Here is a 24,234-nt window from a genome sequence, read left to right on the forward strand (position 1 = left end):
CGCGCTGAAGGGAAAATTCCTGCGCCATGATCATGCCCCCTGGTGAGAAATGCGGACTAGATGATCTTAACAGATTGGTCAGGGACCCGCCATCCCGGGCGGACGGTCGTGAGAACAGGATCCCATTCCTGCCGGGACCGCGGTCACCGGATCACAAATAGATCGGTGGTGTCCATCAAACGGGTCAGGATCCTGGGTGCGGTTTCAGTCACCACGAAGAGGTCTTCGAGATGGTAGAGAAAGCCCTGCGAATCCAGGACGGCTGGCTCCAGGTTAAGCACCATGCCGGATTGGATCTCGGCTGTTTCCCGACCGTGCAGCACCGGGAACTCGTGCATGCCGATGCCCAGTCCGTGCCCGGCTGCCTGGCTGGTCATGGAAAGTCCCCGCTGCTCCAGCTCCCGTCTGCAGGTGAAATAGAGATCGCAGGCTCTGACGCCGGGGCGGGCTGTCTCAATGGTCTGCCGCTGTGCTTCCCTGAGTCGGTGATACACGGATTCCTGCTCGGGCGTGACGGCGGCAATGGCGGCGGTGCGGGCCACGTCCGACTGGTAGCCCTGAAAGGTCCCACCGACGTCCACCCGCAGGATCTCCCCTGGCTTCAATGGCTTGGAACTGGGGAAGGGGTGGTTGACGGAGGTATTGGCCCCCACGGCCAGTGTGATCCATTGCCGGGTGGATCCGGCGTGAAGGACGCGTGCCAGCAGGCCATCGGCCACGACTTTCTCGGTCTGCCCCGGTCTGGCAGACTGGAAGGAGGCCTGGATGGCTCCCTCTGTCAGGCAAGCCGCACGAGTCAGGATCTCCAGCTCGGCGGGAGTCTTGACGGCCCTCACCCTGTCGAAGAGCCGATCTGCTCCCCGCAGCCTGGCCTGAGGCAGCTCCCGGCCAAGCCGGTCGACGTCGTCGGCGGTCAGGAAGTGCCTTTCGATGCCGATGTCGGCCTTGCCCAGTCCCATCTCCTTCAAGGTCTCGGCCAGGGCCGTCATGGGGTGCGCCTGAAATTCCAGGTAGGTGCGAATGTCGGCTATCCAGGAGTCCTGGTGCATTTGCCGCTCCTCGCAGTAACAGACCAGAGCCGTTGGAGAACGTTCTCTGGGCGCTATTGCCATACAGAGGCGGCTCGGAATGATCTGCTGAGAGAGAAGAAGGCAGTTGGACAGGTAGAAGAAGTTCTCGGGAGATGCGGCCACCATCGCCTCCAGGCCTTCCGCATCCATGGCCTGCTGCAGGCCGGACCAGTTGATTCGTGAGACGGGTCGAGGTCGCTTGGACTCGAGGTCCAGGTCGTCCATGGGAACCTCCGGGTTGTCACTGGTTGGAATCTACGCCGGTTCGTCCGAGCCGTCCTTGCGGCGCAACCGGCGGGTCTCGGCTTCGTCCACCTTCCAGGCGGCCGTGTCGACCGCAACCCGATAGACGCTCCGGGCCCTTTCGGCACTGACCTTGCCTTCCCGAACGTCCCGCAGCACGGCCCGGGGTGAACGGCGATGAGGGGGGCCGTATCCGCCGCCGCCGCAGGTGCGGTAGCTGATTGTCTGGCCCGGTTTGAGCTGCAGAGTCTGCTTGGACCCCACTTCAACCTCCTGATCTCCGGATTTCAGCAGGTAGCTGGCTCTGCGGCCCGGGAGTCCGCCGAACAGGCCGTGTGGGCCCCAGCGTTCCCGATCCGCCAGAACGGTGAACGAGACCTCGTGGTCGGTGAACAGGTAGTCCCGGCGCAGGCCCAGTCCTCCTCGGCAGGTTCCCGCGCCTTCGGAATCGTTGACCAGTTCGTAGCGCAGAATGCGTACCGGGTAGTTGGACTCGGTCTCCTCGATGGGCGCGTTTTCGGTGTTCTGACCATGAGTCTGAACGGCATCGGGGCCATCCCTGGAAGCCCGGGCTCCGTAGCCGCCGCCCAGGGTCTCCAGGAAACAGTAGTACTCGCCGCTGGCGGGATGGATGGCGCCGAACCCGGCATGGCACTGCATGGCCTTGGTGCCCGCCGGCATTTTCCCGGGAAGTGCCGGAGCCAGAGCCTTGAACATCACGTCCGCCAAGCGGGTCTGGACTTCCCATCCCCCGACCACCGGGGCAGGCGGCCTGCAATGGACCACGCTGCCGGCCGGAGCCACGATCCTCATCAGGCGATAGAAGCCATCGTTGACCGGCAGGTCCGGATCCATCAGCGACTTCAGCACGTAGGCACATGCCGAATAGGTTTGGGCGTAGGTGGAGTTGACCGGCGCCCGTCTCTGAGGGTCGGAGCCGCTCATATCGAATCGAACCCCCCGGGTGCCCTCAAACCGGATTTTGGCGACCAGGCGTACCGGACGGTCGGTGAAGCCGTCGCTGTCCACCACGCCCTCGGCGCTGAATTCGCCCTGGGGAAGCTTGGAGACTTCGGCTCGAACACGCCGCTCGGTGTATTCAAGAAGTTCCTCGGTATAGTTGTCGAGGGTCTCCAATCCCAGCCGGTCGATCAGGGCCGTCAACCGACGGGTCCCGGTGTGGTTGGCGGCCACCTGGGCCCGAAAATCGCCGCCGGTCTCGTGCTTGGAGCGGATCTGAGCCAGAACCAGCCGAACGACGTCGTCCACCAATTCCCCTTTCTCCACGACTTTGACCGGAGGGATGATGACGCCCTCCTGAAACACCTCCCGGAAGGCACCGACACTGGCCGGAGCCCCACCCCCGACATCCACGTGGTGGGCCAGGTTGGCCACATAGCCGAAGAGACGTTCCCGGTGGAATAGGGGCGAAATGAAGGTAATGTCGTTGAGATGGACTCCCCCCTGGTAGGGGTGGTTGGCGATGAGCGTGTCCCCGGGACCGAGCCGGTCGGGGCCGTAGGCGCGCACCACGCTTGGAACGCTGTGGACCAGTGAGCCCAGATGGTTCGGTTGATTGAAGGCCTGGGCCACCGCCCGCAGGCGGCGATCGAAAAGGGCGCAGGAGAAGTCGTTTCGGGTCTTGATGTTGGTGGAATAGGCGCTGCGCCGCAGCGAGACCGACATCTCCTCGGTCGCCTCCAACAGGGCGTTCCGGATGACTTCGAATCGAATCGGATCCAGCCGGAAAGAAGATGCCATGATTCGGGATTGAGGTCGCGGTAGGGAGGACACGGGTATCAGGTCCGAATTCCCTCAGCGAACGGCGATCGGATTGCCCGGGGAGCCGGTGGCGCCCCGCAGGCGCAAGGGAGCGAAAATGAAGGCGAACTCATAGGCCCGGTCGCCGGCCAGCGCCGCCAGGTCCAGATTCTCCAGGTTGTAGATGCCGTGCCTGGCCAGCAGCCACTGGTGGATTTCAAAGGGCCGGTCGGGGTCTTCCACGGGGACCACCTCGATGCCCCAGGTGTCGGCGCCCACCAGGACGATGTCACGCTGGATGAGCCACTTGGCTGCCTCCCGGCCGATTCCGGGCTCACCCGACCCGTAGACCTCGTTGTCCTTCATCCACAGTTGTCCGTGGCCGGTGTGGATGAAGACCGCGTCACCCTGCCGGATTTCCAATTCCTGGGAGCGCAGCGTTCTCTCCAGATCCTCGACCGTGATGGCGTAGCCGGGTTCCAGGCGCTGCACCGACTTGTAGCCGGCAACGTCCAGCAGCACTCCCCGGGTAAAGAACACGCCGATGTTCTCGACGCCCAGCTTCTTGAGCCCGTAGGCGTCACCGAACTCTGATCGGCGGAAGCCGTTGTAGAAATAGTCCTCCCCTTTCCAGCGCACGCCGACATGTCCCAGCCCGTCGAGCTGGGTTCCCACCTGGCCGATCTCGCCGGAGAACATTTCATCGTGCGAGACGATCCGGTTGTTACCGGTGGGCCCCCCGGAGGGTGAGCCCGGAATGGTGAGGCTGAAGTGCCGCTTGCCCGGCAGCGGCATTCCGTGTTCATAGACTCGGCCGAGCTGGTAGACCTGGCCCTTCCGGATGAGACGGGCCGCCTCCAACGCCCGCTCCGGAGTCATCAGGTTGGCGGCGCCGCGCTGGTCCTCCGCTCCCCAGCGGGAGGGCCACCATTTGTCCCCGATCGGAGTTTGGGCCTGGGTGAAGATGCAGGCGCCGGCAAGCGCCGCCGCCGACAAAAGGATTACACCAAGCTTTCGATTCAGCCTCATGACCTGCTCCTTTCCTGACCGATGACAAGCCGCATGATATCACCATTGCCGGCCCGTGCTTTCCACCGCCACGGAAAACCGGGACCGCTCGTCTGATCCAAAGAAGTCCAGTCTCCGCCCAGCTGTGCGGATCATACGGTAGCGAAACAAGAACAGTTCATGGCGTGTCGGGAACAAGATGATTGAACATGGATACACAGGATGCACAGGATTAAAAGGACGAGAGCTACCAGCACGAGAAGCCAGCTCAGGCGATGATCCGGTGCGGTATTGCGGATTCCCGGCATTGGAAGCTAGCCGTTTCCTGAAGAGAATCCTGTGTATCCTGTGCATCCATGTGAATAAACCATCGACTCATGCTTGTCTTGGAACTGGTTTGCAGCCAACGGAGGTCATGGGATTAAGCCACCCAAGAGCGCGGGCCGGGTTGCCTGGCCACAGCCGTGTCGATCCGGCAGAGCCGTCCCGCTTCGTGTCACTTCGTGGATCACTCTCTTTTCGTTTGTTTCAAGTAAGGACATCCCGACCGTGTCTCGAGGCGGATGGGTTGGGCCGATGGGGCACCGGCGGTCGCCTTTTGAAATGCTGCGGTTCCAAACCTTCGGTGAAAGCGATAGAGTTGGAGGGTGCCCGAACCGCTGGAGCCGCGACGGAGCCGGCCCTTAAAAAAACGGGCGCCGGTTGGCCGGTCAGGCAATGACTGACCTTCATAATCGGGCACTGCCCGACAATTCTCCTCAGGAGCGCACCCATGATCAAAGGTCTCCACCACACCAACATCGTAGTTTCCGACATGGCCAGGACCAAGCGGTTCTATACGGAAACTCTCGGACTTGAAATTTCCCTCGAGGTATCGATCGATGACAGCGAATTCAGCCGCGGGGCGGGTTTGGCCGGCACCAGAGTGGCCGCAACCTTCTTCTCGGTTCCGGGGGGCAACACGCTGATCGAGACCTTTCAGTACCTCAATCCGTCGAGCCGGCCCATGCCGTCCGATTCCAAGGCCAACGACATGGGATTCGGCCATATCTGTTTTGAAGTTGACGACATCCAGCAGGCCTATCAATCCCTCCGGGACAAGGGCGTGGAATTCGCCTCCACGCCGGTGACCATGGCCAACGGAGTTCGCTGGTGTTACTTCTACGGTCCGGACAGGGAGAGACTGGAGCTGCTGCAGTTGGCCCCGGAATCGGATTGACAGGGCCTATCCGCTTGCGCTTGGCTCTTGTCCAAGGCTTCAAATGGGCGTCCCAATTGCGGTTCTTTGGTCCAGCGGATAGCACCTGGGAATATTCCATTGGAAAATCCTGTCCCTCCGGCAGTGTTGTGGGTCAGGAGAGAGCGGCTTGGCCGCGGTTGACGCAGGTCATCCAAGGAGACCTTCCTACAGATCTTCCATATAGAGCAGCGTAGCTGCGCCTTAGGGTAGCCCCGGGTGGGAGCCCGGGGTCGTGCGAATCCGGCGCTGCTGCAGCCGCGAAGGCGGCGAATTGGGTGCACCCCTCCAAATAGCAGTTCCGATCCAAGAGACTCCCCGGACCGCCCTTTCTCTCAGTAGTCGAACAGATAGTTGAACTTGACGAACAGGGCCCGGGTCAGTGTCCTTCGAGGGAGCCGATGGGAGTCGAGCAGGGGCGTGGTGGAATTGCTGGTGTTGTAGACCACGAACAGACCGGTGCTGGCCGAGGAGAGGAGTCCCAGGCGGATGTTGTGCCCCAGCGTCCGGGTCACGCTGTTGTATTGGCTGAAAGTTTGCAGGAAGCTCTTGGGAGTGAAGGACCAGTTGAAGCGCAGCCCCACCAGGTCGACATTGAAGTCTCCCACCGGAAGCATGACCATGTTGCGAAGGTAGGAAGCCGTCCAGGATAGTCGGTGGCTGTGGCGATAGCCGCCGTTCACGTTGACACTGCGGATTCTGCCGTTGTAGAAGCCGCCGGCCGCAGCGGTGCCGCTGAGGAAGAGCGGAGCGCTGGGATCGGTGCGGTAGTTGGCGATGATCTCGTCGAAGCCATACCGCCCGACCGGAATGGTGACCCCCGGCACCACCTCCAGCGGTTCGTCCAGGCGCTCGAAGTTTCGGTTCCAGGCGACACCCAGGCGGGCGCCGTTCTGCCACTTGGAATCCATGTGGTAGTGCTGAAAGTCGGATTCGAGGTCGCTGTTTTCCAGCGAGTACCAGGCCCTTCTGGAGGCGTGAGGTTCCCAACTGCGTATCGGACCGCTGGTCGGATAGTGGTGGAATCGGTAGAAGTAGTTGGTCTTGCGGTAACCCGCCCTGGGAACAAAACCGACCTCGGGATTGAAATGGTCACCCACCTCGAGGTAGCCAAGCCGGAATTCGTGGATGGAATCGTCGTATTCCAGGAGGGAGGAATAGGCGTGGTTTCCGCCCTCGAGCCCCGGGGTTTGTGTGAAGGCCGCGTAGTTGTACCAGTTGGCGAATCTTCCCAGGCCGAGATTGGCGTCGGTGCCGAAAGTTCGATTGTAGGGGCGGTCGCCGTCGAAGGTGGAAGTCGAACTCCGGTTAACCCCGATGACCCCGATGGAGGAACGGTTGGGGAGCTCCCGGCTGAAGCGTGCCACCGAATAGTTGTTGGCAGGCACCACGCCGTCCACGCTGCGGGTCTGCATGTTGAGAAGGCCCATCTGGTAGGGGCCGGCCTTGCCGCTCAAGCGCGCGCCTCCGTCGATCGGGACCAGGTGCTGATGCTGGTCGATGCCGATACGCCTGGAAAAGAAAATCTCCACCTCCTGCGGTGTGCCGAATTCGAAAAAGCCCGAGTTTTCCAGAAAGAAGGGGCGTTTTTCCGGGAAGAAGAGATCGAAGCGGGTGAGGTTGACCTGCTCTTCGTCGACTTCAACCTGGGCGAAGTCGGTATTGACGGTGCCGTCCAGGGTGAGGCTGGGAGTGAGGCTGTACTTGAGGTCCAGTCCGACGTTTCGCTCGAATTTGGTTGGGTCCACCGGGCGGCTGTAGTCCTGGCTGAATCCTCCTAGTACATAGGGCAAAAGCTTGAGACTGCGGTGGTTTTGGATTTCCAGTCCCTGTAGCGTCCCGGCCAAGTTTACATGGATGAAGCGGAAGGCTCGTGAGACCGGGGACCAGTGGGACAGTTCGTTGCGGCGCCGCAGGTTGCGCTCGATGTTGAGTCCCCAGGATTGGTCCCGACCCGGCTTGTATCGCAGGGTCCGGAAGGGGATAGCCATCTCGCTCTCCCAGCCGCGCGGCGTAATTTGCGACCTCACCTCCCAGACGGCGTCCCAGTTCAAGCTGAGTGCGCTGGAGCCTCCCCTTTGAGCCCCTCCGCCGCCACCGGCGCGCGAGGGGCCGCCCCCGCCTCCGCGCGTCTGGCCTGCCTTGGAGACCTGGGCATCATGCTCGATGCCGGTGGGGTTGGTGCCGAATACGAAAGCGTTTTGCCGGTCGTGGAAGGTGTCCAGCATCACGATGAGGTAGTCCGAGTCGTTTTTCAGTCCGTCTCTCCGGTTCTGGTTGATCACGATCTCTTCGGGCCGGGAATCGAAACAGATGATGCCCACGTAGAGATTCTCGTCATCGAAGGCGATTCGCACCTCGGTCTTCTCGCTGGATGGCTTTCCTTCCTCCGGATTCCTCTGGATGAACCCGGTAGCCGGCTCGATCGGTTGCCACAGGGCTTCGTCGACCCGGCCGTCCAGTTGGGGCGGCTCCGCAATCCGCCGGGCCTGGAGGGTTCTTTGGGAACCGTTGCCCTCCGGGTCTGTTTGAGCTCCGGCCTGCGGCGGACCGGTGACGGTAAGGGCCGCCAGCAGGATGACAAGGGAATGCGGAAAACGCGGCATGGAAAAAGGGAGAGACTGTAAAGAAGAACGGCTTGGCTGTTGCTACGGGTTCTTGGGGTTGGCGCCGATCGGGTGCGATTGGGGAAGTTGCCGGGAAATGTCCCGGACTTCCGACCCCGCGCAATCGTGGGGATGACCGAAGCCTCCCTGGCTCACCGCCAGACCGGTGGCCGGATCGGTCTTCATGTCAAAGATGATGTTGTCGTCCCCGGTGGGGCTGATGCCGACCGGCACGTGATCCAGAGCCAGGGCATCCCGCACCTTCCAGGCGACCACGTGATCGGTGCAGGAGGTGTCGCCGCTGACACCCAGGCCGCCCAGCAGATCGCCTTGACGGTCATAGAGGCCCAGACCCCCGCCGGTGACGTCGATCCCCCCCACCCTTCGTCCCACCATCGGGTCCCTGGGCTCACCATGGTTCTTGGGGTTGCCGCGATAGGCCACCCGGGGATCGACGGGAAGGCTGAACTGCAGCCCGAAGAGACTGCCTCCCGGCTGCACGGCGGCATAGAGGTTGGCCGTCGACAGCGACAGGCCCGGCAAGGCTCCTCCGGCTCCCTTGGGAAGGCTGAAGGCATTGGCGGTAGTGGCTTTCTGGGCCGAGATCACCCGGCTTCCCGGCCACTGGCTGCCCCGGTCTTCACCGGAAAACGTGACCATGCAGACCACGCCGTCCCGGTTGACGATGGTGGCCCAGAGGTCGTTGCCCAGTCCGCCGTTCCCCAATGGATCCTTGACGACCTGCTTGAGGATCTCGGTCAACCTCTCGTGGTCGGGCAGTTCCTTGCACACCCGGTTGGCGTCGAATTCCTCTTGAGCCGAGAGGGGATGTGCCGCTGAGAACAGAACGATCAGTGTTACCGAGGCAAGAATCCTCAGAGGATGCCGTCGGTTTGAGGCCATCCGCCACCTCCGCCCGCGTTGGACGGCGACTTTCGTCATGGGGAGCACTCTACCACGGGACCAAGGGTGTCGCCTAGTGTCGTCGGGGTTGATGCGGGCCGGTTTGGAGTCAATCGATGCAAGTCGGCGATGGACAGGCCTACCGGACTGAAAACGTAAGGAAACCAACCTCATTTCCAGATTGCATAGCCTCGATAGAACCGGAAATTGACAATGTAGAGGGGCAAACGGTATGGTTTTTTCGATAATATAGATCACTGGATACAGTTCGGCACGGGGCCGTGTGGCTGCGAATATGATGAACGTGTTTTCGCCATGGAACAGGATCGCCGCAGCGGTGACGGCGGTGCTGCTGGCAGCTACGTTTCCGGCAGGTCGGCTGCAGGCGCAGGAAGCGGCGCCTCCCACCGAACCTGCAATTCTCTCCGTCCATCCCCTGGGCGCCCGGGCGGGCTCTGCGCTCGACATCGAGGTCCAGGGATATCTGCTGGAAGGTGCGCGAGCGGTCTGGTTCGAGCAGGGTGGCATTCAGGGCCGAATCCGGGACGTCCGAGTGGTCTCCGCGGAGGGGAACAGCGATTCCGATGCTGCCGGTGAAGACAAGCCCGTGCTCCTTGGTGTGCGGGTCAAGCTGGAAATTCCCTCCGACGCCCTTGCCGGCGTCCATCGGTTCCGCCTGGTTTCCAAACTCGGCGTTTCCAATGCCCTGATGTTTCGGGTGAACTCCGATGCCGTCCTGGAAGAGACCAGCCAACCGCACCAGACGCCCTCGACGGCCCAGCAGGTCGCCATTCCGGCGGTGGTCAACGGCCGGGTGGCCAGCGACGGGGAGGAAGACTTTTATGCCTTTGAGGTGACCCAACCCCAGGAACTGCGCTTTGAGGTCTTCTGCAAGCCGCCGGGTAAACCGCCCGATGATGTAGGCCTGGATCCGGAACTGACCCTCTACGAGCCGACCGGTAGCTGGTTCGACCAGGAGCGTACCACCCGGCTGGCCTACAACGACGACCCGAGCTCCTATCATGTTAGCCGGCTTCCCCAATTGACCTACCGGTTTCCCAAGAAGGGGCGCTACCTGGTTGGCGTGGGGGCGTTTCTGGGTGGCGGCAGTCCACACTTTTCCTATCAACTGAGAATCGCCGACTCCAGCGCCCCCACTTTCGCCGAACTGGATCGAAGCGGTTACGACCGGTTACCCGTCCCCTGGAAGGAGCGTGCATTTCGCCGCCCCATCGACTCCGGCCGGCTGGGTCTCGTCCGGTCGAGGTCCGCGGGCTCGGACGGAATCGGCGCCAATGGCCGGTTGACCACCGGCGCCGCATCCAGCCGCGGGGAACCTGTGCAGTCCGGCGCCAATGGTCGAGGCAGCCAGGCGTCGATCATCTTCGTGAAAGAGCAGGAGAACGGGGAAAGGAAAGGGAAGACCCTCTCCATTTCCGTTCCCGGCATCGCGGAGGGAACCATCGACCGTCCCGGTGATGTGGATCGCTACGCCTTCAGGGCCGAACGCGGCCAACAGGTGGCTTTCGAAGTGGAGACTCCCCAGGTCGGTCCGCCGCAGTTCAATCCCCGTTTCGGCATTCTGGATGAAGAGGGAAGAGAACTGTTCAGCAACGTCTACAAGCGCTTGGGCAGGCAACTGACCTTCTACCTGAAGACGGTTGAGCCCAAGACCCTTTACACCTTTGAGCGTTCGGGGGAGTATTCGCTGGTGGTCAGCGACCTGACCCGCCGCTTCGGCAGTGCCGGGTTTCGCTACCGCCTGCTGCTGCGGCCGCAGATTCCTCACGTGGGGGAGGTGCGGACAGATACCGATCGCTTGAACTTGGTCGCCGGACAGGCCCGCAAGATTGCCGTGACCACCGACCAGGAGGAGGGGTTCTCGGGCGACATCGCCCTGTTGCTGGAGGGACTTCCCGAGGGTGTGGAGTTCTTTCCGGGCACCGAGGTGAAGGCCTACCAGGGCCCGGTGCCGGAGGACGGATTGAGGCCACGGTTTGCACCCACGAGCGAGAGCGTTATCATCGTTCTGCTGGCCGGCGCTGACGCTCCCGCCACGCCCCTGCCGGTGAAGCTGCGGCTGCTGGCTCGGCCGATTTCGGATGACGGTCCGGGCCCCGGTCTCTTGATCAAGGAGATTCCCACCATGGTGGTTCGTCCCTCGGGGGGCGCCAAGGAGAGTTGATGTTCGGAAGATATGCTCCCCAAAAAGGGCAGTGGGTTCGCCTGGGCCGGCACGGCGCCCTGGCGCTGGGGATCCTCCTGGCAGGGCAGGGAGGCGGTTCCATGCATGCCGGCGGGAGTGCGCGGCCCTTCAGCTTCCCACGGGACGTGGGAGGGATCCTTACCAAGCGTGGATGCAACAACCAGGAGTGTCATGGGAGTGTCAAGGGCCGCGGAGGGTTCAAACTTTCGGCCAACGCGCTCTATCCCCGGGACGACCATGAGTGGATCGTCCAGGGAGGCGTCTACCAGGTGCTGAGTCCGGAGCCGCTGGGGCCCCGTCACCCCAGGATCGACCTGAAGCAGCCGGAAAACAGCCTCCTGCTGACCAAGCCCACCATGGAAGAGCCCCACGGCGGAGGCGAGCGGCTGAGCCGCGACTCGGCGGACTACCGCACGCTGCTGGAATGGATCCGCTCGGGAGCCCCTTACGGTGGGGAGGAAGACCATCGAGCCAGTGAAATACGACAACTGGAAGTATCGCCCCGCCAGCCGGTGATGGGGGTGGACGAGGAACAGCAGTTCCTGGTGACGGCCACTCTGGCCGGTGGGCTTACCGAAGACGTGACCGATCAGGTGAATTTCGAGTCCAACGACCCCGAGGTGGCCGAGGTCAGCGACAGCGGCCTGGTTCGGGCCAGGCAGCCCGGTGAGGCCGCCGTCGTCATCCGCGCGGCGGGGCGGGCGGCAACCGTGGTCATCGGGGTGATTCGACAGCCCTTGTCCGGCTATCCCCAGGTGTCCCAAAGAAACTTCATCGACCGGCTGGTCTTTGCCAAGCTGAGGCGGTTGCACATCCTGCCGTCGGAGCCGTCGGGTGACCAGCAGTTCCTGAGGCGGCTCTGTCTGGATCTGACCGGGACGCTCCCTCCGCCGGAGAGAGTGAGGGAATTTTTGGCCGGCAATCGTCCCGACAAGCGCGACGAGTTGATCGAGACCCTGCTGAATTCTCCCGAGTTCCTGGACTATTGGACCTTCAGGTTCGCCGATCTCTTCCGGGTCGGGAAGTCGGTGCAGGGCTTTACCAAGTACAGCCGCCTCTACTGGGAATGGATTCGGGACGGGATTGCCCGCAACAAGCCCTACGACCAGATGGCCCGGGAGCGCATCGCGGCTCAGGGCTACGGCGGCCCGGCCCTTCACTACTATCTCATCGGCGGGGACCTCCCCTCTCCCCAGGACATGATGGGCGAGCAGGTTCGGGTCTTTCTGGGAAGGCGGCTGGACTGCGCCCAGTGCCACAACCACCCCTATGAGCCCTGGAGCCAGAATCAGTTCTGGGGCATGACCGCCTTCTACGGTCAGTTGACCCGGGTCGGGGACATCAATACGGGCACCGCACCCTACAACATCATCCTGGATGACCCCGAGGGGCACGGCGTGCTGGGAAAGGGCGGACCGGTGATGCACCCCCGCAACAAGACGGAGGTTCAGCCGGCCTTCCTCAGCGGAGAGCCGGCCGGGCAGAATGGAGCCGAGGATCCACGGGCCAGCCTGGCGGAGTGGATGACCTCACCCGACCGACCCGAGTTTGCCGAGGCCATCGTCAACCGCATCTGGGGCCATTTTTTCGGAAGGGGGATCGTGGATCCGGTGGACGATTTCAAGCTGGCCAATCCCGCCACCCATCCCGACCTGCTGGCGGCTCTGGCCCAGGATTTCAGGGCCGGCGGCTACGACCTGAGGCAACTGATGCGCAGAATCGTTCGGTCCAGGGTCTATCAGCTTTCCAGCTTCCCCAACGCCAGCAACCGGACGGACCGCACCAACTACGCCCGGGCCCACCCCCGGCCGCTGGATGCCGAGGTGTTGCTGGACGCCATTTCCCAGGTGACTGGAGTGCCGGAACGGTTTGGAACCAAGCCCGAAGGGACGCGGGCCATCAACCTGGTCTCCAGCGACATGTATCCTTCCCGCTTTCTGGAGCTCTACGGCCGGCCCAACCGGCAGATGGTGCCCCAGCGAAGGGTTGAAGCCAGCCTGGGCCAGGCCCTCCATCTTCTGGCCGGTCCCACCTACACCGGCAAGTTGTCGGGGAAGGGAAGCCGCATCGGCCGCTTGCTTGCCGCCGGGACTTCCAATGCCGAAATCGTCGAGGAATTTTATCTGGCGGCGCTTTCCCGGTTCCCGACCGCCGAGGAACTGGGGGAGCTGGAAGGCTGGATCGGGGGCCAGGATTCGCGGCTGAAGGCGGTGGAGGACCTGGTCTGGGCCCTGATCGGCTCTCGCGAATTTGCCTACGTTCATTGAGGTTCGGGTTTATACTTGATTTGAATAGTCCCATGCCTGTATCTGGAGCGATTCCATGAAATTGTCAGGCTGCTTGCAGTGCACCGGGGAAAATCTTCGGCGGCGCGATTTTCTGCGGGTCGGTTCTCTGAGTCTGCTGGGCTTCAACTTGAGCCAATTCCTGGCCCTGAAGGACTTGATGGCCAGGGCGGGGTCGCCGGGGAAGGCCAAGGCCACCTCCTGCATTCTTCTCTGGCTGGAGGGCGGACCGAGCCAGGTCGACACCTGGGATCCCAAGCGCAACAGCGGGTTCAAGGCCATCCCCACCAACGTGGCCGGCATTCAGGTGTCGGAGCTGCTGCCCCGGGTTTCCCGGCACATGGACAAGCTGTCCATCATCCGGTCCATGCACACCGAGGAAATCGACCACCCCGAGGCCACCCATTACGCCATCACCGGACACCGACCCAACCCCACCATGCAGTTTCCCAGCCTGGGATCGATCATGGCCAGGGAACTGGGCCAGCGCAACGGGATGCCCGCCTATGTCCGCCACGGCGAGCACGACGACTGGAAGGGTTACGAGCGCTATTTTGGTTCCGCTTTCATCGGACCGAAATATGCTCCCATGGTGGTCCCGGATCCCGACCGCAAGGACTTTGAGGTTCCGGATCTTTCTCTGCCCAAGGGAATCTCGGTAGAGCGCATTCAGGATCGCCGCTCGCTGCTCCGGATCGTGGACAGGTTGTGCCGCCAGAAGGAGGAGGTGGCCGAATACTCCAGGATGGACAGCTTCACCGAGCAGGCCCTCAGCCTGATCCTTTCTCCCGAGGTCAAAAAGGCTTTCGACCTCTCTCATGAAAGCGAAAAAACCAAGGATGCCTACGGCCGCCACGGCTTCGGACAGAGTGTGCTGCTGGCCCGGCGGCTGGTCGAGCACGGATGCCGGTTCGTGACGGCGGCCGGCTACAGGTACAACCAATGGGATTCGCACTCCGACAACAATGAGGGCCATCGAGACAAGCTCTGTCCTCCCTTGGACCGGGCGCTGGCGGCCTTGATGGAGGACCTGGAGCAGAGGGGCTTGCTGGAATCCACCCTGGTGCTGGTCATGGGTGAATTCGGACGCACGCCCCACATCAATCCCAACAACGGCCGGGACCATTGGCCCCATTGCTGGTCGCTGGCCTTGGGGGGCGGCGGCATACGCGGCGGACAGATCATAGGGGCCAGCGACGAGAGAGGGGCCCAGGTGGCCGAAGGCATGGTCACGGTGGGCGACCTCTATGCAACGCTTTACAAGGCCTTCGGCATCGATTGGGAGAAGACCTACATGACGCCGGTGGGTCGCCCCATCAAGATCGCCAATTCCATCGGAGACGCCACCGGAGTCCCGATCGAGGGTCTGGTATAGAGTTGCCGCTGTCCCGTTATGGGGCGTTTAAACCGGATCCCGATCCAAGACCGAAAGCGGATCAGGAGGAACCCATGAAAACGCACCGAATCGCTTGCAGTATCCTGGTTGTGGCTGCATTGGCGCTGGTCGGCTCCGTCCCGGCGTGGAGCAAAGGAAAAAAGGCCAAGCCCCGCGTCTTTATCAAGGAGAGCCAGTCCTGGGAAATGGAGGGCGGGGGGGGCGGCGGCGGTATCGGTGACGTTGGGGCCTTCGGAGGGAAATTCGGCGGAGGCGCCCGTCCTCAGACAGCCGAAATCATCAAGACCTTCCACAAACGCTGCGGTGACTGCATCGTTACCAGGAAAGAGGAACGCGCCAACTACGTGGTGATCCTGGAGCACGAGGGCGGCAAGGATCTCTTGAGAAAAGACAACAAGTTCGTGGTTTTTCGCGAGGACGGAGACGCGATCAAGAGCGGCTCGACCCGGTCGCTGGGAAATGCCGTCAAGGAGGCCTGTCGGGCTCTGATGCGTGACTGGAAGGAAAGTAGAGAGGAGAAAGAGGAATAGATCTCTCCGTTCTGTTCTTGTCTCGAAGATTCCCCCGGGCGTGAGCCCGGGTTTTTTTTGTGCCTCTGTTTCGCCTCCGCGTCGTAGCTAACGCCGCCACCCTGGTAGAGGCGTCGCCGGGAGGGGTCCGGAATCGCTCGGCCATGCCTCTGCTTTCCATCTGTAGGCATTCAGGAATACGAAATCGAGAGAGTTATTCCAGTAATTCAACACCGTCCCCGACCTTTCGCCTAGCACAACTCGCCAGCCCAAAGCTGATTCAAAAATGATCGCCAAGGCATGATTTCAATGCCGTCCTCGGTCTTCCTCGTGCGCGGTGCACGGCAGACGAGGAGACAGCGACTGTTCTGCTGCTCAGCCTTCCAGGCCCGCAGTCCTTTCATGTGGTCGCGGGTGGGGTTATCCGTCGACTTGACCTCGATGGCCAGGGTCGCGTCGCCCAGCACGAAATCCACTTCGAAGCCGGAGGAGGTGTGCCAATAGGCGATGGAAGGCTTCCCGCCTCTGTAGCCTGTGTAAGCGCGCAACTCCATGAATATGAAATGTTCGAAGGCTGCACCATATTCGAACGAGCCTGGCTTCAGAGCTCCGCGATGCGCCAGTTCGTTCACCAGTCCCACGTCGAAGAAATAGAAGCGCGGTGACTGGATGACCCGCCTTTTGGCCTGCTTACGCCACGCAGGCACCCAGCAGCCAATGAGAGTATCGACCAGGATCTCAAAGTATCCACGGACAGCCGGCGCCGAGAGACCCACTTCTCGGGCGATGCTGGCGAAGTTCACCGTCCGGCCGTTGGAGAAGGACGCAACTTCCAGAAAACGCTGAAAGGCCGGAAGATTGCGTGTGAGAGACTCCGCCAGGATTTCTTCCTTGAGGTATTCTCCTACGTAAGCCTCAATGAGAGGTGCGGGGTCGTCGGCCAGATAGTGGCTCGGCAGCAACCCGTGGTTGAGGGCTCGATCGAGCGAAAAGTCCGGTATCTCCCCACGGGTCAACGGAAACAGCTCGAGTCTCACGGCACGGCCACCCAGGAGGTTGCCACCTCCTCGGACGAGCCGGCGCGTGCTCGAACCGCACAGGATGAACCGGTACCCGTCGCGGCTGATGAGGGAATGCACTTCGTCGAGCAATTCGGGCAATTTCTGAATCTCGTCAATCAGGATCGGTCCCGATTTTCTGCCCAAGGCCAGGCATTCCTCGCGCAGCAGTCCGGGATTGGCGGACAGGCGCCGGAATTCGGACGCGAAGAGCAAATCGTAAAAGGGCGCACGTGGAAAACGTGTCCTCAACAGGGTGCTCTTTCCGGTCTGCCGAGGCCCCCATAGGAAGCAACTCTGACTCCCGGCCCGCACAAAGCTCAGGATGCGTTTGAACATGCAATTATTAAATTCTAGTTTTGATATACATGTAAATAGAAACTTGAACTTGAGATTGGAATGGATGTATTGGCGACCCTTCGGCTGGATTTTCCAGCAACTTCTTTCAGGTTCGAACCCCCACGGGCGACTGCTGTCGGAGCAGCGATCGCATTAGTCTTGCGAAAGACCGGCGACGGGGTCCACCCCCGTCCCCCACAATCCGTTTGTTGTCGGATGGCAAGTGTGTTTAAATCGCCGGACAATGTTCAACCGGCAACAGGGAGTGGCTCATGCGAATTGAACCCGTGGAAATACTGGTGCAGCGCCAGGACCGGACCGAGAGAAAAATCATCCCCATCGGATCGGTGGCGGGCGCCCGATTCTCGTCCCGGGACGTGGCCGGCATGCGCAAGGAACTCGACGCTGCGCTGGCTCGAGGCGAGTCGGGCACCAAGACCAATCCAGCCATCTTTCACATCGGCCGCTACCTGCTGACCCAGTCATCGGAGTTCGAGGTCCAGGGTCCGCTGACCGGCGGCGAGGCCGAAATCGTGGCCATTCGGGACGGAAACGAGATCCTCATCACGACGGGGAGTGACCAGTGCGACCGCGAGCTGGACCCGCTGTTTCAGGACAAGCCCAAGCAGATGTGTCCCCATCCGATCGCCCGGACGGCCTGGCCCTACAGCGAGGTGCGCGGGCATTGGGATCAGCTTCAGATTTCCAGCGAGGTGACGGTGGGAGGCCATGTGGTTTCTCTGCAGGACTCCCCGGCCTCGGCCCTGGTGGACCTGGAGTATCTTCTGGCCATGGAGGATGTGCGGTCGCTGGTCCTGCCCTCCATTCTCTATTGCGGATCGGTGTCGTTCCTGGACTCGGTGGCCCGGGCCATCCGCGACCATTCGCTTCCCGAAGAGACCAGCCACGGCGTGGGAGACTCCTTTCTGGCCCGGCTGCACGACCCTGTGCTGGGTCGAACCATTGAACACCGCTACCGGGCTGTTCCGGTCGGAGACGATCTGGCGGAACGGCGCTGACGGGCGCCTGCAGGGGAAACGCCCGTTGGGACCATATCTCCCGGAAGGAGGGTTGGGGTGAAGACCAGTTGTCGAACACTCGCCGCCATTGCGGGCCTGGCTTGGCTTGCGGTTTCCTGTTCCTCGCCCGGACCGACCGGGTCGGACGCGGAACCGCCCCTCATGGAGGTGATCACCGATCCGACGGTGATGACCCGTGAGCTGGGAGGGGTGCCGCCGCCCTCCAAGGAAACCCTGGAGAGCATGCACCGGTCGGACTACATCCTGCATGCAAAGGCGGGAAAGCTCGCCCAGGTTCCGGTCAAGAAGGTTCTGTTGCCGCATGCCCAGCCCATGACCCCGCAGGGCGGTACCTCGGTCGACCTGGGGCCGGACGGGACCGTCTACGTCCGCCAGGCCGGCAGGCTGTGCACCTCAGCCGATGGCGGTCTGACCTGGTCGGCGCGGGAGGTGAATGCTCCTTCCGGCTTTGAGATCCACCAGACCGGCCGCTGGAAGGTCTTGAGCGACGGTTCCTTCGTCTGCGTGGCGGTGGTTACCGGTAAGGACGAACGGGCGCCGGCCGAGGTGTGGACCTCGCGGGACCAGGGCCAATCCTGGAACAGGACGGCCCGGATCGACCTGGACCTGAAGATGCCGGGCACCGGCTCCCCTTACGACGAGCGCTACTGCCATCGGGGACTGGACCGGCTGCAGGACGATACCCTGCTGTGGACCATCGACGTTCGAAGCGACGCCGACCCCGAGGATGGGCTGCCCAGGCAGCACGGTCTGTTCCTGTTCCGTTCCCGCGACAAGGGCCGGACCTGGCAGGGGCCGACCTTGATGTGGGATTGGGGTTCGGAGGGGTCGGCGACCCGTCTCCCCTCGGGCCGGATCCTGGCCACCATGCGCTACCAGCGCGACAAGCATCCCCAGGATTCAGCCGAGATCGTCAAGCACATGGGGGCCTACCCCCGCACCCCGGAGAACCTCGGATTCAAGAACGTCTTCCTGGTGAACTCCACCGACGACGGCGCCACCTGGACCCGGCCGCGCATGCTGACCACGGTCTACGGTCAAACCTTCGGCTATCCGGCGGTGCAGAGCGACGGCACCGCGGTGGTGGTCCACGATACCCGCTACGGTCCGGGGCCGCCGGGAAGCCGCGCCATGGTCAGCCGGGATGAAGGCCAAACCTGGGAGGACGAAGTCTACTACCTGGACTCCACCAACTTCACCGGCAGCTACAGCGCCAGCCTGGTGCTGGAAGACGACACCATTCTGACCATTGCCGCCTCTTCGGTGGGCGGCTCCTGGGATGCGGTCCGGGACAAGACCGATCTTTACGCCATCCGCTGGAAACCGGTGAAAGACGGGCAGTCGGCTCAATAGAGGCAATCTGTTCGGAGAAAAGCCGCCGGGCCGGGCGGGCTCCTGTACAGGTGCCGTCTCAATAGTTGGTGAAAGCGCCGTCGCGGCGGCGGAAGTGGGGAGCCTCCCAGGGCAGCGGGGGATAGCGGCGGGCGGCCTCTTCATCGAACTCGATGCCCAGCCCGGGACCCTGCGGCAGCGGGAAGCCGTCTCCCTGCAGTTGAAGCTGCCGGGGGAACAGATCCCGGGGAAGGTGGGGCATCTGCCAGTTGTATTCCAGGATGGCGAAGTTGTGGACGGCCGCGCACAGGTGCACGGAGGCGGCCAGGCAGATGGACCCCTGAGGGGTGTGGGGCACGATGTCGAGATAGTGGGCCTCGGCCATGGCGGCCACCTTGCGACTGGCCGTGAAGCCGCCCACATTGCAGACGTCCAGGCGAACGTAGTTGGCCAGCCCGCGTTCGATGAAAGGAGCAAAGGGGTAGATTCCCGAAAACTCCTCTCCGATGGCGAACGGCATCGGCGTCATCGTCCTGAGAGCCGCGTAGGCATCAGGGCTCTCGGAGCGGATGGGTTCTTCCAGGAACATGAGGTCCACGTCCCGGATGCGCCGGCAGAAGGCGGCCGCCTCGGCCACGTTGAGTCGGTGGTGGTAGTCGATGGCCAGTCGGATCTCGGGTCCCACCCGTTTGCGGGCCTCCCGGATCTGGTCGGCCGTCCAATCGATGGACTCCCATGGCTCGAAGATGCTGTCCCGGTCCTGGCGGAAGTCGGGGTCTCCGGTCTCGGGGGCGAAGCGGATGGTCCTCCAGCCCCTCCTGACCAGGTCTTCGGCTTGATCGGCGTAGCTGTCGCCGGCCCCGGCCGGTCCGTCGATGTAGCAGGTGACCTGCTGGCGGGTGGCTCCCCCCAGCAATTGCCAGACGGGGGTGTTCAGGTGCTTTCCCAGGATGTCCCAGAGGGCGATGTCGATGGCGGAGGTAACGGCGGCAATGATGGTTCCGCCTTCGTAGTACTGTCCCCGGTACAGCTCCTGGTTGATGTCCTCGATGCGGCGGGGGTCCTGGCCGACAAGAAAGTGGCGCATGTGCTCGATGGCTCCGGTCATGGCCAGCTCGCGGGTGGTGGTGCCACCCTGGCCGATGCCGTGGATGCCCCGGTCGGTCTCGACTTTGACCACCAGCAGGTTTTTGCCCTGGACACCCACGAAGAAGGTCTTGATGTCGGTTATCTTCATGTCTGTTCCTTCCCGGGCCACGGCCGCGGATCGACTGGAGCGTCCATAATAGGCCAAGCGTGGTTTCAAGGGAAGAGAGGCTAACGAGGAGTTGACGCCGTGGATCTGGACAGCCGCCGATGGGATGCGCGCTACGGATGGGACCTGATCTCCGGGCATGCATCGCAGTTTCAGGATGCGGTGGTGGTCTCCTCCCCCAGCGCTATCGCCCTGGTAGAGCCTCTGCTGGTCCACCGCCCAATCCAGGTGGTGTTTCAGCGGGGCATGCGCGATTCCATCCTGGAGGAGATGCTGGCGGCTCTTCCCGAGGCGCAACGGATGCTGGCGGTCGGCGGCGGCAATGCGCTGGACGTGGGCAAGTACCTGGCCTGGAAAAAGGGCTGGCCCCTGGTCATGATTCCCACCATCGTCTCCACCGGAGCCGTCTTTCAGTCTCCGCTGGCCTTGAGGCGCCGGGAACGGTTCGAGTGGATCATGGGAACGGTCGCGCCCGAGTATCTGCTGTTCGACTACGGCGTCATCCGCCAGGCTCCGGCCCACCTGAATTGTTCCGGCATGGCCGAGTGCATCTGCTATCTTGGCCAGGTGGGAGCCTGGAAGTGGTGGCTCGATCAGGATCTGGAAGCCCCGGCCTGGGACCAGGGGGTGGCCGATGAGATCCTGGACTGGGTCGACAACCGTGTGCGGGAATATCGTCAGAGTCTGGATGAAAGCGGCCAGCCCCGGGAAGCCGGCATCAGGGTCGCGGCCGAGGTCAACCGGGAGCGATACGACCTGAAGCTCCACTCCCTCAAGGTGGGGCACAGTCTGGACCACGCCTTTTGCATCACCTTCGAGTGGGTCCACGGCAGGGAGCTGCTGCACGGGGAAGCGGTAGCCCTGGGCTCATTGATCAACGGCTATCTGTACGGTTGGGGGTTCGATAGGATCAAGGCGCTGCTGGAGGAATGCCGCACCCGTTTTCGTCCGACCCAGATCGGATGCACCCGCCAGGAGGTGCTGGAAACGCTGAACCAGGTGGCGGCCTTCGCCGACCTGGTCGGCCACCCTCGGAATTATTTTCACTATCGCGGCCTGGACCGCGAGACCTTCGATGCCATGATGGCTGCAATCGAGGCGTAGACATGAAAGCGAGCCGGGAGGCTCTCTCTCGCCCCGGTCGCGGCCAAGCGGAAGCAATGGATGGATCCATCCGGGAAAGGAGCAACCGAATGAAACGACGTGAATTCGTAGGGACCGCCCTGGCTGCAGGGCTGGCCTCGGGTGGGGCGCCCTCGCGGGCACTGGGCCTGACACCTCCCGCTGCCGGGCCCAAACAGCACGGGGCCAAAAAGAAGCCGCGGGTCATGTTCTATCACGACAGCCGCCACCCGGCCGTCTACATGTACGAGCCGCCCATGGAGAAGGAGGAGTTCGAGGCGGCGGTGGACGAGATCGTGGGAACTCCGGTGGACGCCTTGATGTACGGGTTGGCAGACGGGCGAACCATGTTCCACGACACCAAGGTCAGCGAGGTGCTGGGGGATCCGGTGAAGAAGTGGCCCCACCTGATCTTCCGCCGGGCCCACCAGAATGCGCGCATGATGCTGGACTCGGGCCGGGACCCCCTCCGCATCATCTGCGAACGGGCTCGAGCCAAGGGGGTGGCCATCTATCCCACCCTGCTGGTCAACCAGGGCAGAAGGGGGACGCGAGAAGACGACGTCCGCAGCTCCAACTTCCGCTGGGAGAATCTGCACCTGGAGATCGGGGCCAAGGGTGATTTGGAGGATCTGGAAGGGAGCACCAACCTCGATTTCAAGCACCAGGAGGTACGCGACGAACGTTTCGCGGTGATCGACGAGGTGCTGCGGAACTACCCGGTGGACGGCTTCGAGCTGCAGTTGAACTACAAGAGCCCCGCCGTGCTCTTCTTCCATCCCGGGGAAGTGGAACAGGGACGCCCCCTGATGACGGCCTGGATCAAGCGGGTTTACGATGCCGTCAAGGCGAGCGGGGAGGGAAGGGAGCTGGCCATCCGGGTCCCGGCCAGCATCGAGACCTCCCATGCCCTGGGCCTGGACGTGCGCGAATGGATCCGGCAGGGCATCGTGGACGTTCTGATCGGCGAGACCTACCAGCACGCCATGGATCAGCAGGCCGATTTCCGGCCGCTGGTGCAGGCGGCCAAGGGCTCGAGCTGCCGCATTCACGGAGCCATTGGCCTGGCAGTCAATTCCGACAGGCTGAAAGACGGTCCCATTGAAATCACCCGGGCCGTCGCCTCCAACTGCTGGGATCAAGGCGTGGACGGGCTCTACCTTGCCCAGTGGTTTGCCGCTTGGCCCTACGAACCCAGTTTCTATGAACGACTGCGGGAAGTGAGTCATCCAGACATCATGGCTCCCAGGGATAAGTTCTATTACGCCTCGACCCAGAGTGTCTTCTCCCCTAAGCCGTCCGAGCCGAAACCGGCGCTTCCCCGGACGCTGAAGATGAATCAGCCGGTCCAGGTGCCGTTGCCGATCGCAGACGACCTGGATCGTTGGGACAAGGCGGGACGGGTGCATGAGGTGCTGCTCCGCTTGAGGCTCATTGGTTCCACCGAGACCGATCAAGTGAGGTTTCGTCTCAACGGAAAGGAATTACCCGATTCCGGCTTGAGAAAGATTAATCGGTACTACAGTTTGCGAGCCCCGCTCTTCCGGGTGCACAGCTACTGGTTCGTGTGGCGTCTTCCCCGGGAACACTGGCCCGAGAGAGGCTCGAACCAAGTGGAGGCAACCCTGTTGCGGCGCGATGCCGACATCGTTCCCGAACTGATCCTGAGGGACGTGGAAATGGAAATCAAGTATCTCGGAGGAAAGAACTTTGCCCGCGGCCAGGGCGGCCAGGATCCCGACGCTGGTTCCTACCTGGTGCATATGTCCTAGCCTGAAGGAGCCGGGAACGGGGTGGTCCCTGACCTGGTTCGGAAAAGTTCGACAATCTTTGGAAAGGAGTCTTGAAAAATGAAGCGACGCGAATTCGTGAGGACGGCGCTCACTGCAGGCTTGGCCTCAAGTGCCCCACACTTCGGGGCCGCCGCATCCGTCGGGACCGCCGCGCCGGCGACGTTGGCTCCCGGCCCCGTGAGTCACGGCTCGAGCGGGAAACCGCGGCTAATGTACTACGACGACAGCCGCCATTCGTCCATCTACATGTACGAGCCTCCCATGCTGAAGGAAGAGTTCGAAGCCTCGGTGGACGACCTGGTGGGCACTCCGGTGGATGCCTTGATGTTCGGTTTGGGAGATGGCCGGACGGTGTTGCACGATACCAAGGTCGGCGAGCTTTGGGGGGATCCGGTGAAGGAGTGGACCCACCTGGTCTTCCGCCGGGCCCACCAGAACGCCCGAATGATGTTGGATTCCGGAGGGGATCCCCTGCGTATCGTGTGCGAGCGGGCCCGGGCCAAGGGACTGGCCATCTATCCCTCACTGTTCCTCAACCGGGGGAGAGGCAAGGAGCGTCGTAACGACGTTCGGTCAGCCAACTTTACCTGGGAGAACCAGCACCTGGAGATCGGGGCCGGGGGCGACCTGGACGAGAGCTTCCCGGGGGTGAGGAAACTGGATTTCAAGCACCAGGAAGTTCGGGACGAGCGCTTCGCTCTCATCCAGGAAGTGCTGCAGAACTACCCGGTGGACGGCCTTGAGTTGTATTTTGGCCACTACCACTACTTCCATCCCAAGGAGGTAGATGCCGGGCGCCCCCTCATGACCGCCTGGGTCAAGCGGATTCATGACGCCCTCAAGGCCAGCGGATCCAACCGCGATCTGGCGGTTCGGGTGCCGGTCAGCCTGGACGAGGCCAACTCCCGGGGCCTGGACGTGCGGGAGTGGATCGATCGGGGAATCGTGGAGGTTGTGATTGGAGAGAGCTATTCCTCCAGGATGGATCAACTGGCCGATTTTCGTCCCATGGTGGAAGCGGCCCGGAACAGGGATTGCCGGGTGCATGCCGTCATCCAGCCCGAAGTTCAA

General features: G+C 62.5%; 17 protein-coding genes. 10 read left to right on the top strand and 7 right to left on the bottom strand.

The genetic code is table 11. The features are described from left to right. Nucleotides 1-143: 143 nt before the first annotated feature. From OXI69_11620 to OXI69_11630, 3 genes are read right to left on the bottom strand one after another with little or no spacing between them, the layout of a single operon-like run. A complete protein-coding gene (locus tag OXI69_11620) occupies nt 144-1,295 on the bottom strand; it encodes a Xaa-Pro peptidase family protein (GenBank protein ID MDE2666788.1) in 1,152 nt (383 codons plus the stop codon). A gap of 30 nt (nt 1,296-1,325) precedes the next feature. Beyond that, nucleotides 1,326-3,074 carry a hydantoinase B/oxoprolinase family protein gene (locus OXI69_11625; GenBank protein MDE2666789.1) on the bottom strand — a complete coding sequence of 583 codons (1,749 nt, stop codon included), beginning with the start codon at nt 3,072-3,074 and terminating at the stop codon, nt 1,326-1,328. A gap of 54 nt (nt 3,075-3,128) precedes the next feature. Further along, nucleotides 3,129-4,103 (bottom strand): cyclase family protein, encoded by a 975-nt coding sequence (locus OXI69_11630; protein ID MDE2666790.1) that lies wholly within the window; start codon nt 4,101-4,103, stop codon nt 3,129-3,131. 751 nt (nt 4,104-4,854) lie between these two features. Here OXI69_11630 and OXI69_11635 point away from each other — a divergent pair. Continuing rightward, complete coding sequence (locus tag OXI69_11635) at nt 4,855-5,301, top strand: VOC family protein (GenBank protein MDE2666791.1); 447 nt, start codon at nt 4,855-4,857, stop codon at nt 5,299-5,301. Nucleotides 5,302-5,654: 353 nt separating this feature from the next. Here the strand turns inward: OXI69_11635 and OXI69_11640 are convergent, their stop codons facing one another. Continuing rightward, nucleotides 5,655-7,925 (bottom strand): DUF5916 domain-containing protein, encoded by a 2,271-nt coding sequence (locus OXI69_11640; GenBank protein MDE2666792.1) that lies wholly within the window; start codon nt 7,923-7,925, stop codon nt 5,655-5,657. Between the two features lie 42 nt (nt 7,926-7,967). Beyond that, nucleotides 7,968-8,828 carry a heme-binding protein gene (locus OXI69_11645; protein ID MDE2666793.1) on the bottom strand — a complete coding sequence of 287 codons (861 nt, stop codon included), beginning with the start codon at nt 8,826-8,828 and terminating at the stop codon, nt 7,968-7,970. A 295-nt stretch (nt 8,829-9,123) separates the two neighbouring features. Between OXI69_11645 and OXI69_11650 the strand changes: the two genes are divergently transcribed. From OXI69_11650 to OXI69_11665, 4 genes are all read left to right on the top strand, one after another. Then, complete coding sequence (locus OXI69_11650) at nt 9,124-11,013, top strand: hypothetical protein (protein MDE2666794.1); 1,890 nt, start codon at nt 9,124-9,126, stop codon at nt 11,011-11,013. Further along, a complete protein-coding gene (locus tag OXI69_11655; protein ID MDE2666795.1) occupies nt 11,013-13,301 on the top strand; it encodes a DUF1553 domain-containing protein in 2,289 nt (762 codons plus the stop codon). The genes OXI69_11650 and OXI69_11655 overlap by 1 nt, the downstream gene beginning before the upstream one ends. Before the next feature lie 55 nt (nt 13,302-13,356). Then, nucleotides 13,357-14,694: a DUF1501 domain-containing protein gene (locus OXI69_11660; protein MDE2666796.1), complete on the top strand. Its 1,338-nt coding sequence runs from the start codon at nt 13,357-13,359 to the stop codon at nt 14,692-14,694. A gap of 74 nt (nt 14,695-14,768) precedes the next feature. Further along, nucleotides 14,769-15,245, top strand: a complete 477-nt coding sequence (locus OXI69_11665) for a hypothetical protein (protein ID MDE2666797.1) — start codon at nt 14,769-14,771, stop codon at nt 15,243-15,245. Nucleotides 15,246-15,475: 230 nt separating this feature from the next. On the opposite strand, the gene OXI69_11670 is transcribed toward OXI69_11665, so the two are convergent. Beyond that, nucleotides 15,476-16,621: an AAA family ATPase gene (locus OXI69_11670; GenBank protein MDE2666798.1), complete on the bottom strand. Its 1,146-nt coding sequence runs from the start codon at nt 16,619-16,621 to the stop codon at nt 15,476-15,478. Between the two features lie 272 nt (nt 16,622-16,893). On the opposite strand from OXI69_11670, the gene OXI69_11675 reads away from it, so the two are divergent. Then, nucleotides 16,894-17,640, top strand: coding sequence for a DUF2848 family protein (locus OXI69_11675; protein MDE2666799.1), 747 nt, complete (start codon nt 16,894-16,896; stop codon nt 17,638-17,640). 57 nt (nt 17,641-17,697) lie between these two features. Next, complete coding sequence (locus OXI69_11680) at nt 17,698-19,014, top strand: sialidase family protein (GenBank protein MDE2666800.1); 1,317 nt, start codon at nt 17,698-17,700, stop codon at nt 19,012-19,014. 58 nt (nt 19,015-19,072) lie between these two features. Here the strand turns inward: OXI69_11680 and OXI69_11685 are convergent, their stop codons facing one another. Next, nucleotides 19,073-20,230, bottom strand: a complete 1,158-nt coding sequence (locus tag OXI69_11685; protein ID MDE2666801.1) for a mandelate racemase/muconate lactonizing enzyme family protein — start codon at nt 20,228-20,230, stop codon at nt 19,073-19,075. 99 nt (nt 20,231-20,329) lie between these two features. Between OXI69_11685 and OXI69_11690 the strand changes: the two genes are divergently transcribed. The 3 genes from OXI69_11690 to OXI69_11700 form a co-directional block, all read left to right on the top strand. Further along, nucleotides 20,330-21,352, top strand: coding sequence for an iron-containing alcohol dehydrogenase (locus OXI69_11690; GenBank protein MDE2666802.1), 1,023 nt, complete (start codon nt 20,330-20,332; stop codon nt 21,350-21,352). Between the two features lie 89 nt (nt 21,353-21,441). Then, nucleotides 21,442-23,142 (top strand): hypothetical protein, encoded by a 1,701-nt coding sequence (locus tag OXI69_11695; protein MDE2666803.1) that lies wholly within the window; start codon nt 21,442-21,444, stop codon nt 23,140-23,142. A gap of 231 nt (nt 23,143-23,373) precedes the next feature. Continuing rightward, on the top strand, nt 23,374-24,234 hold an 861-nt coding region (locus tag OXI69_11700; GenBank protein MDE2666804.1), incomplete at its 3' end, for a hypothetical protein.

The sequence above is a fragment of the Acidobacteriota bacterium genome, assembly GCA_028875575.1.
Taxonomy (GTDB): domain Bacteria; phylum Acidobacteriota; class Terriglobia; order Versatilivoradales; family Versatilivoraceae; genus Versatilivorator.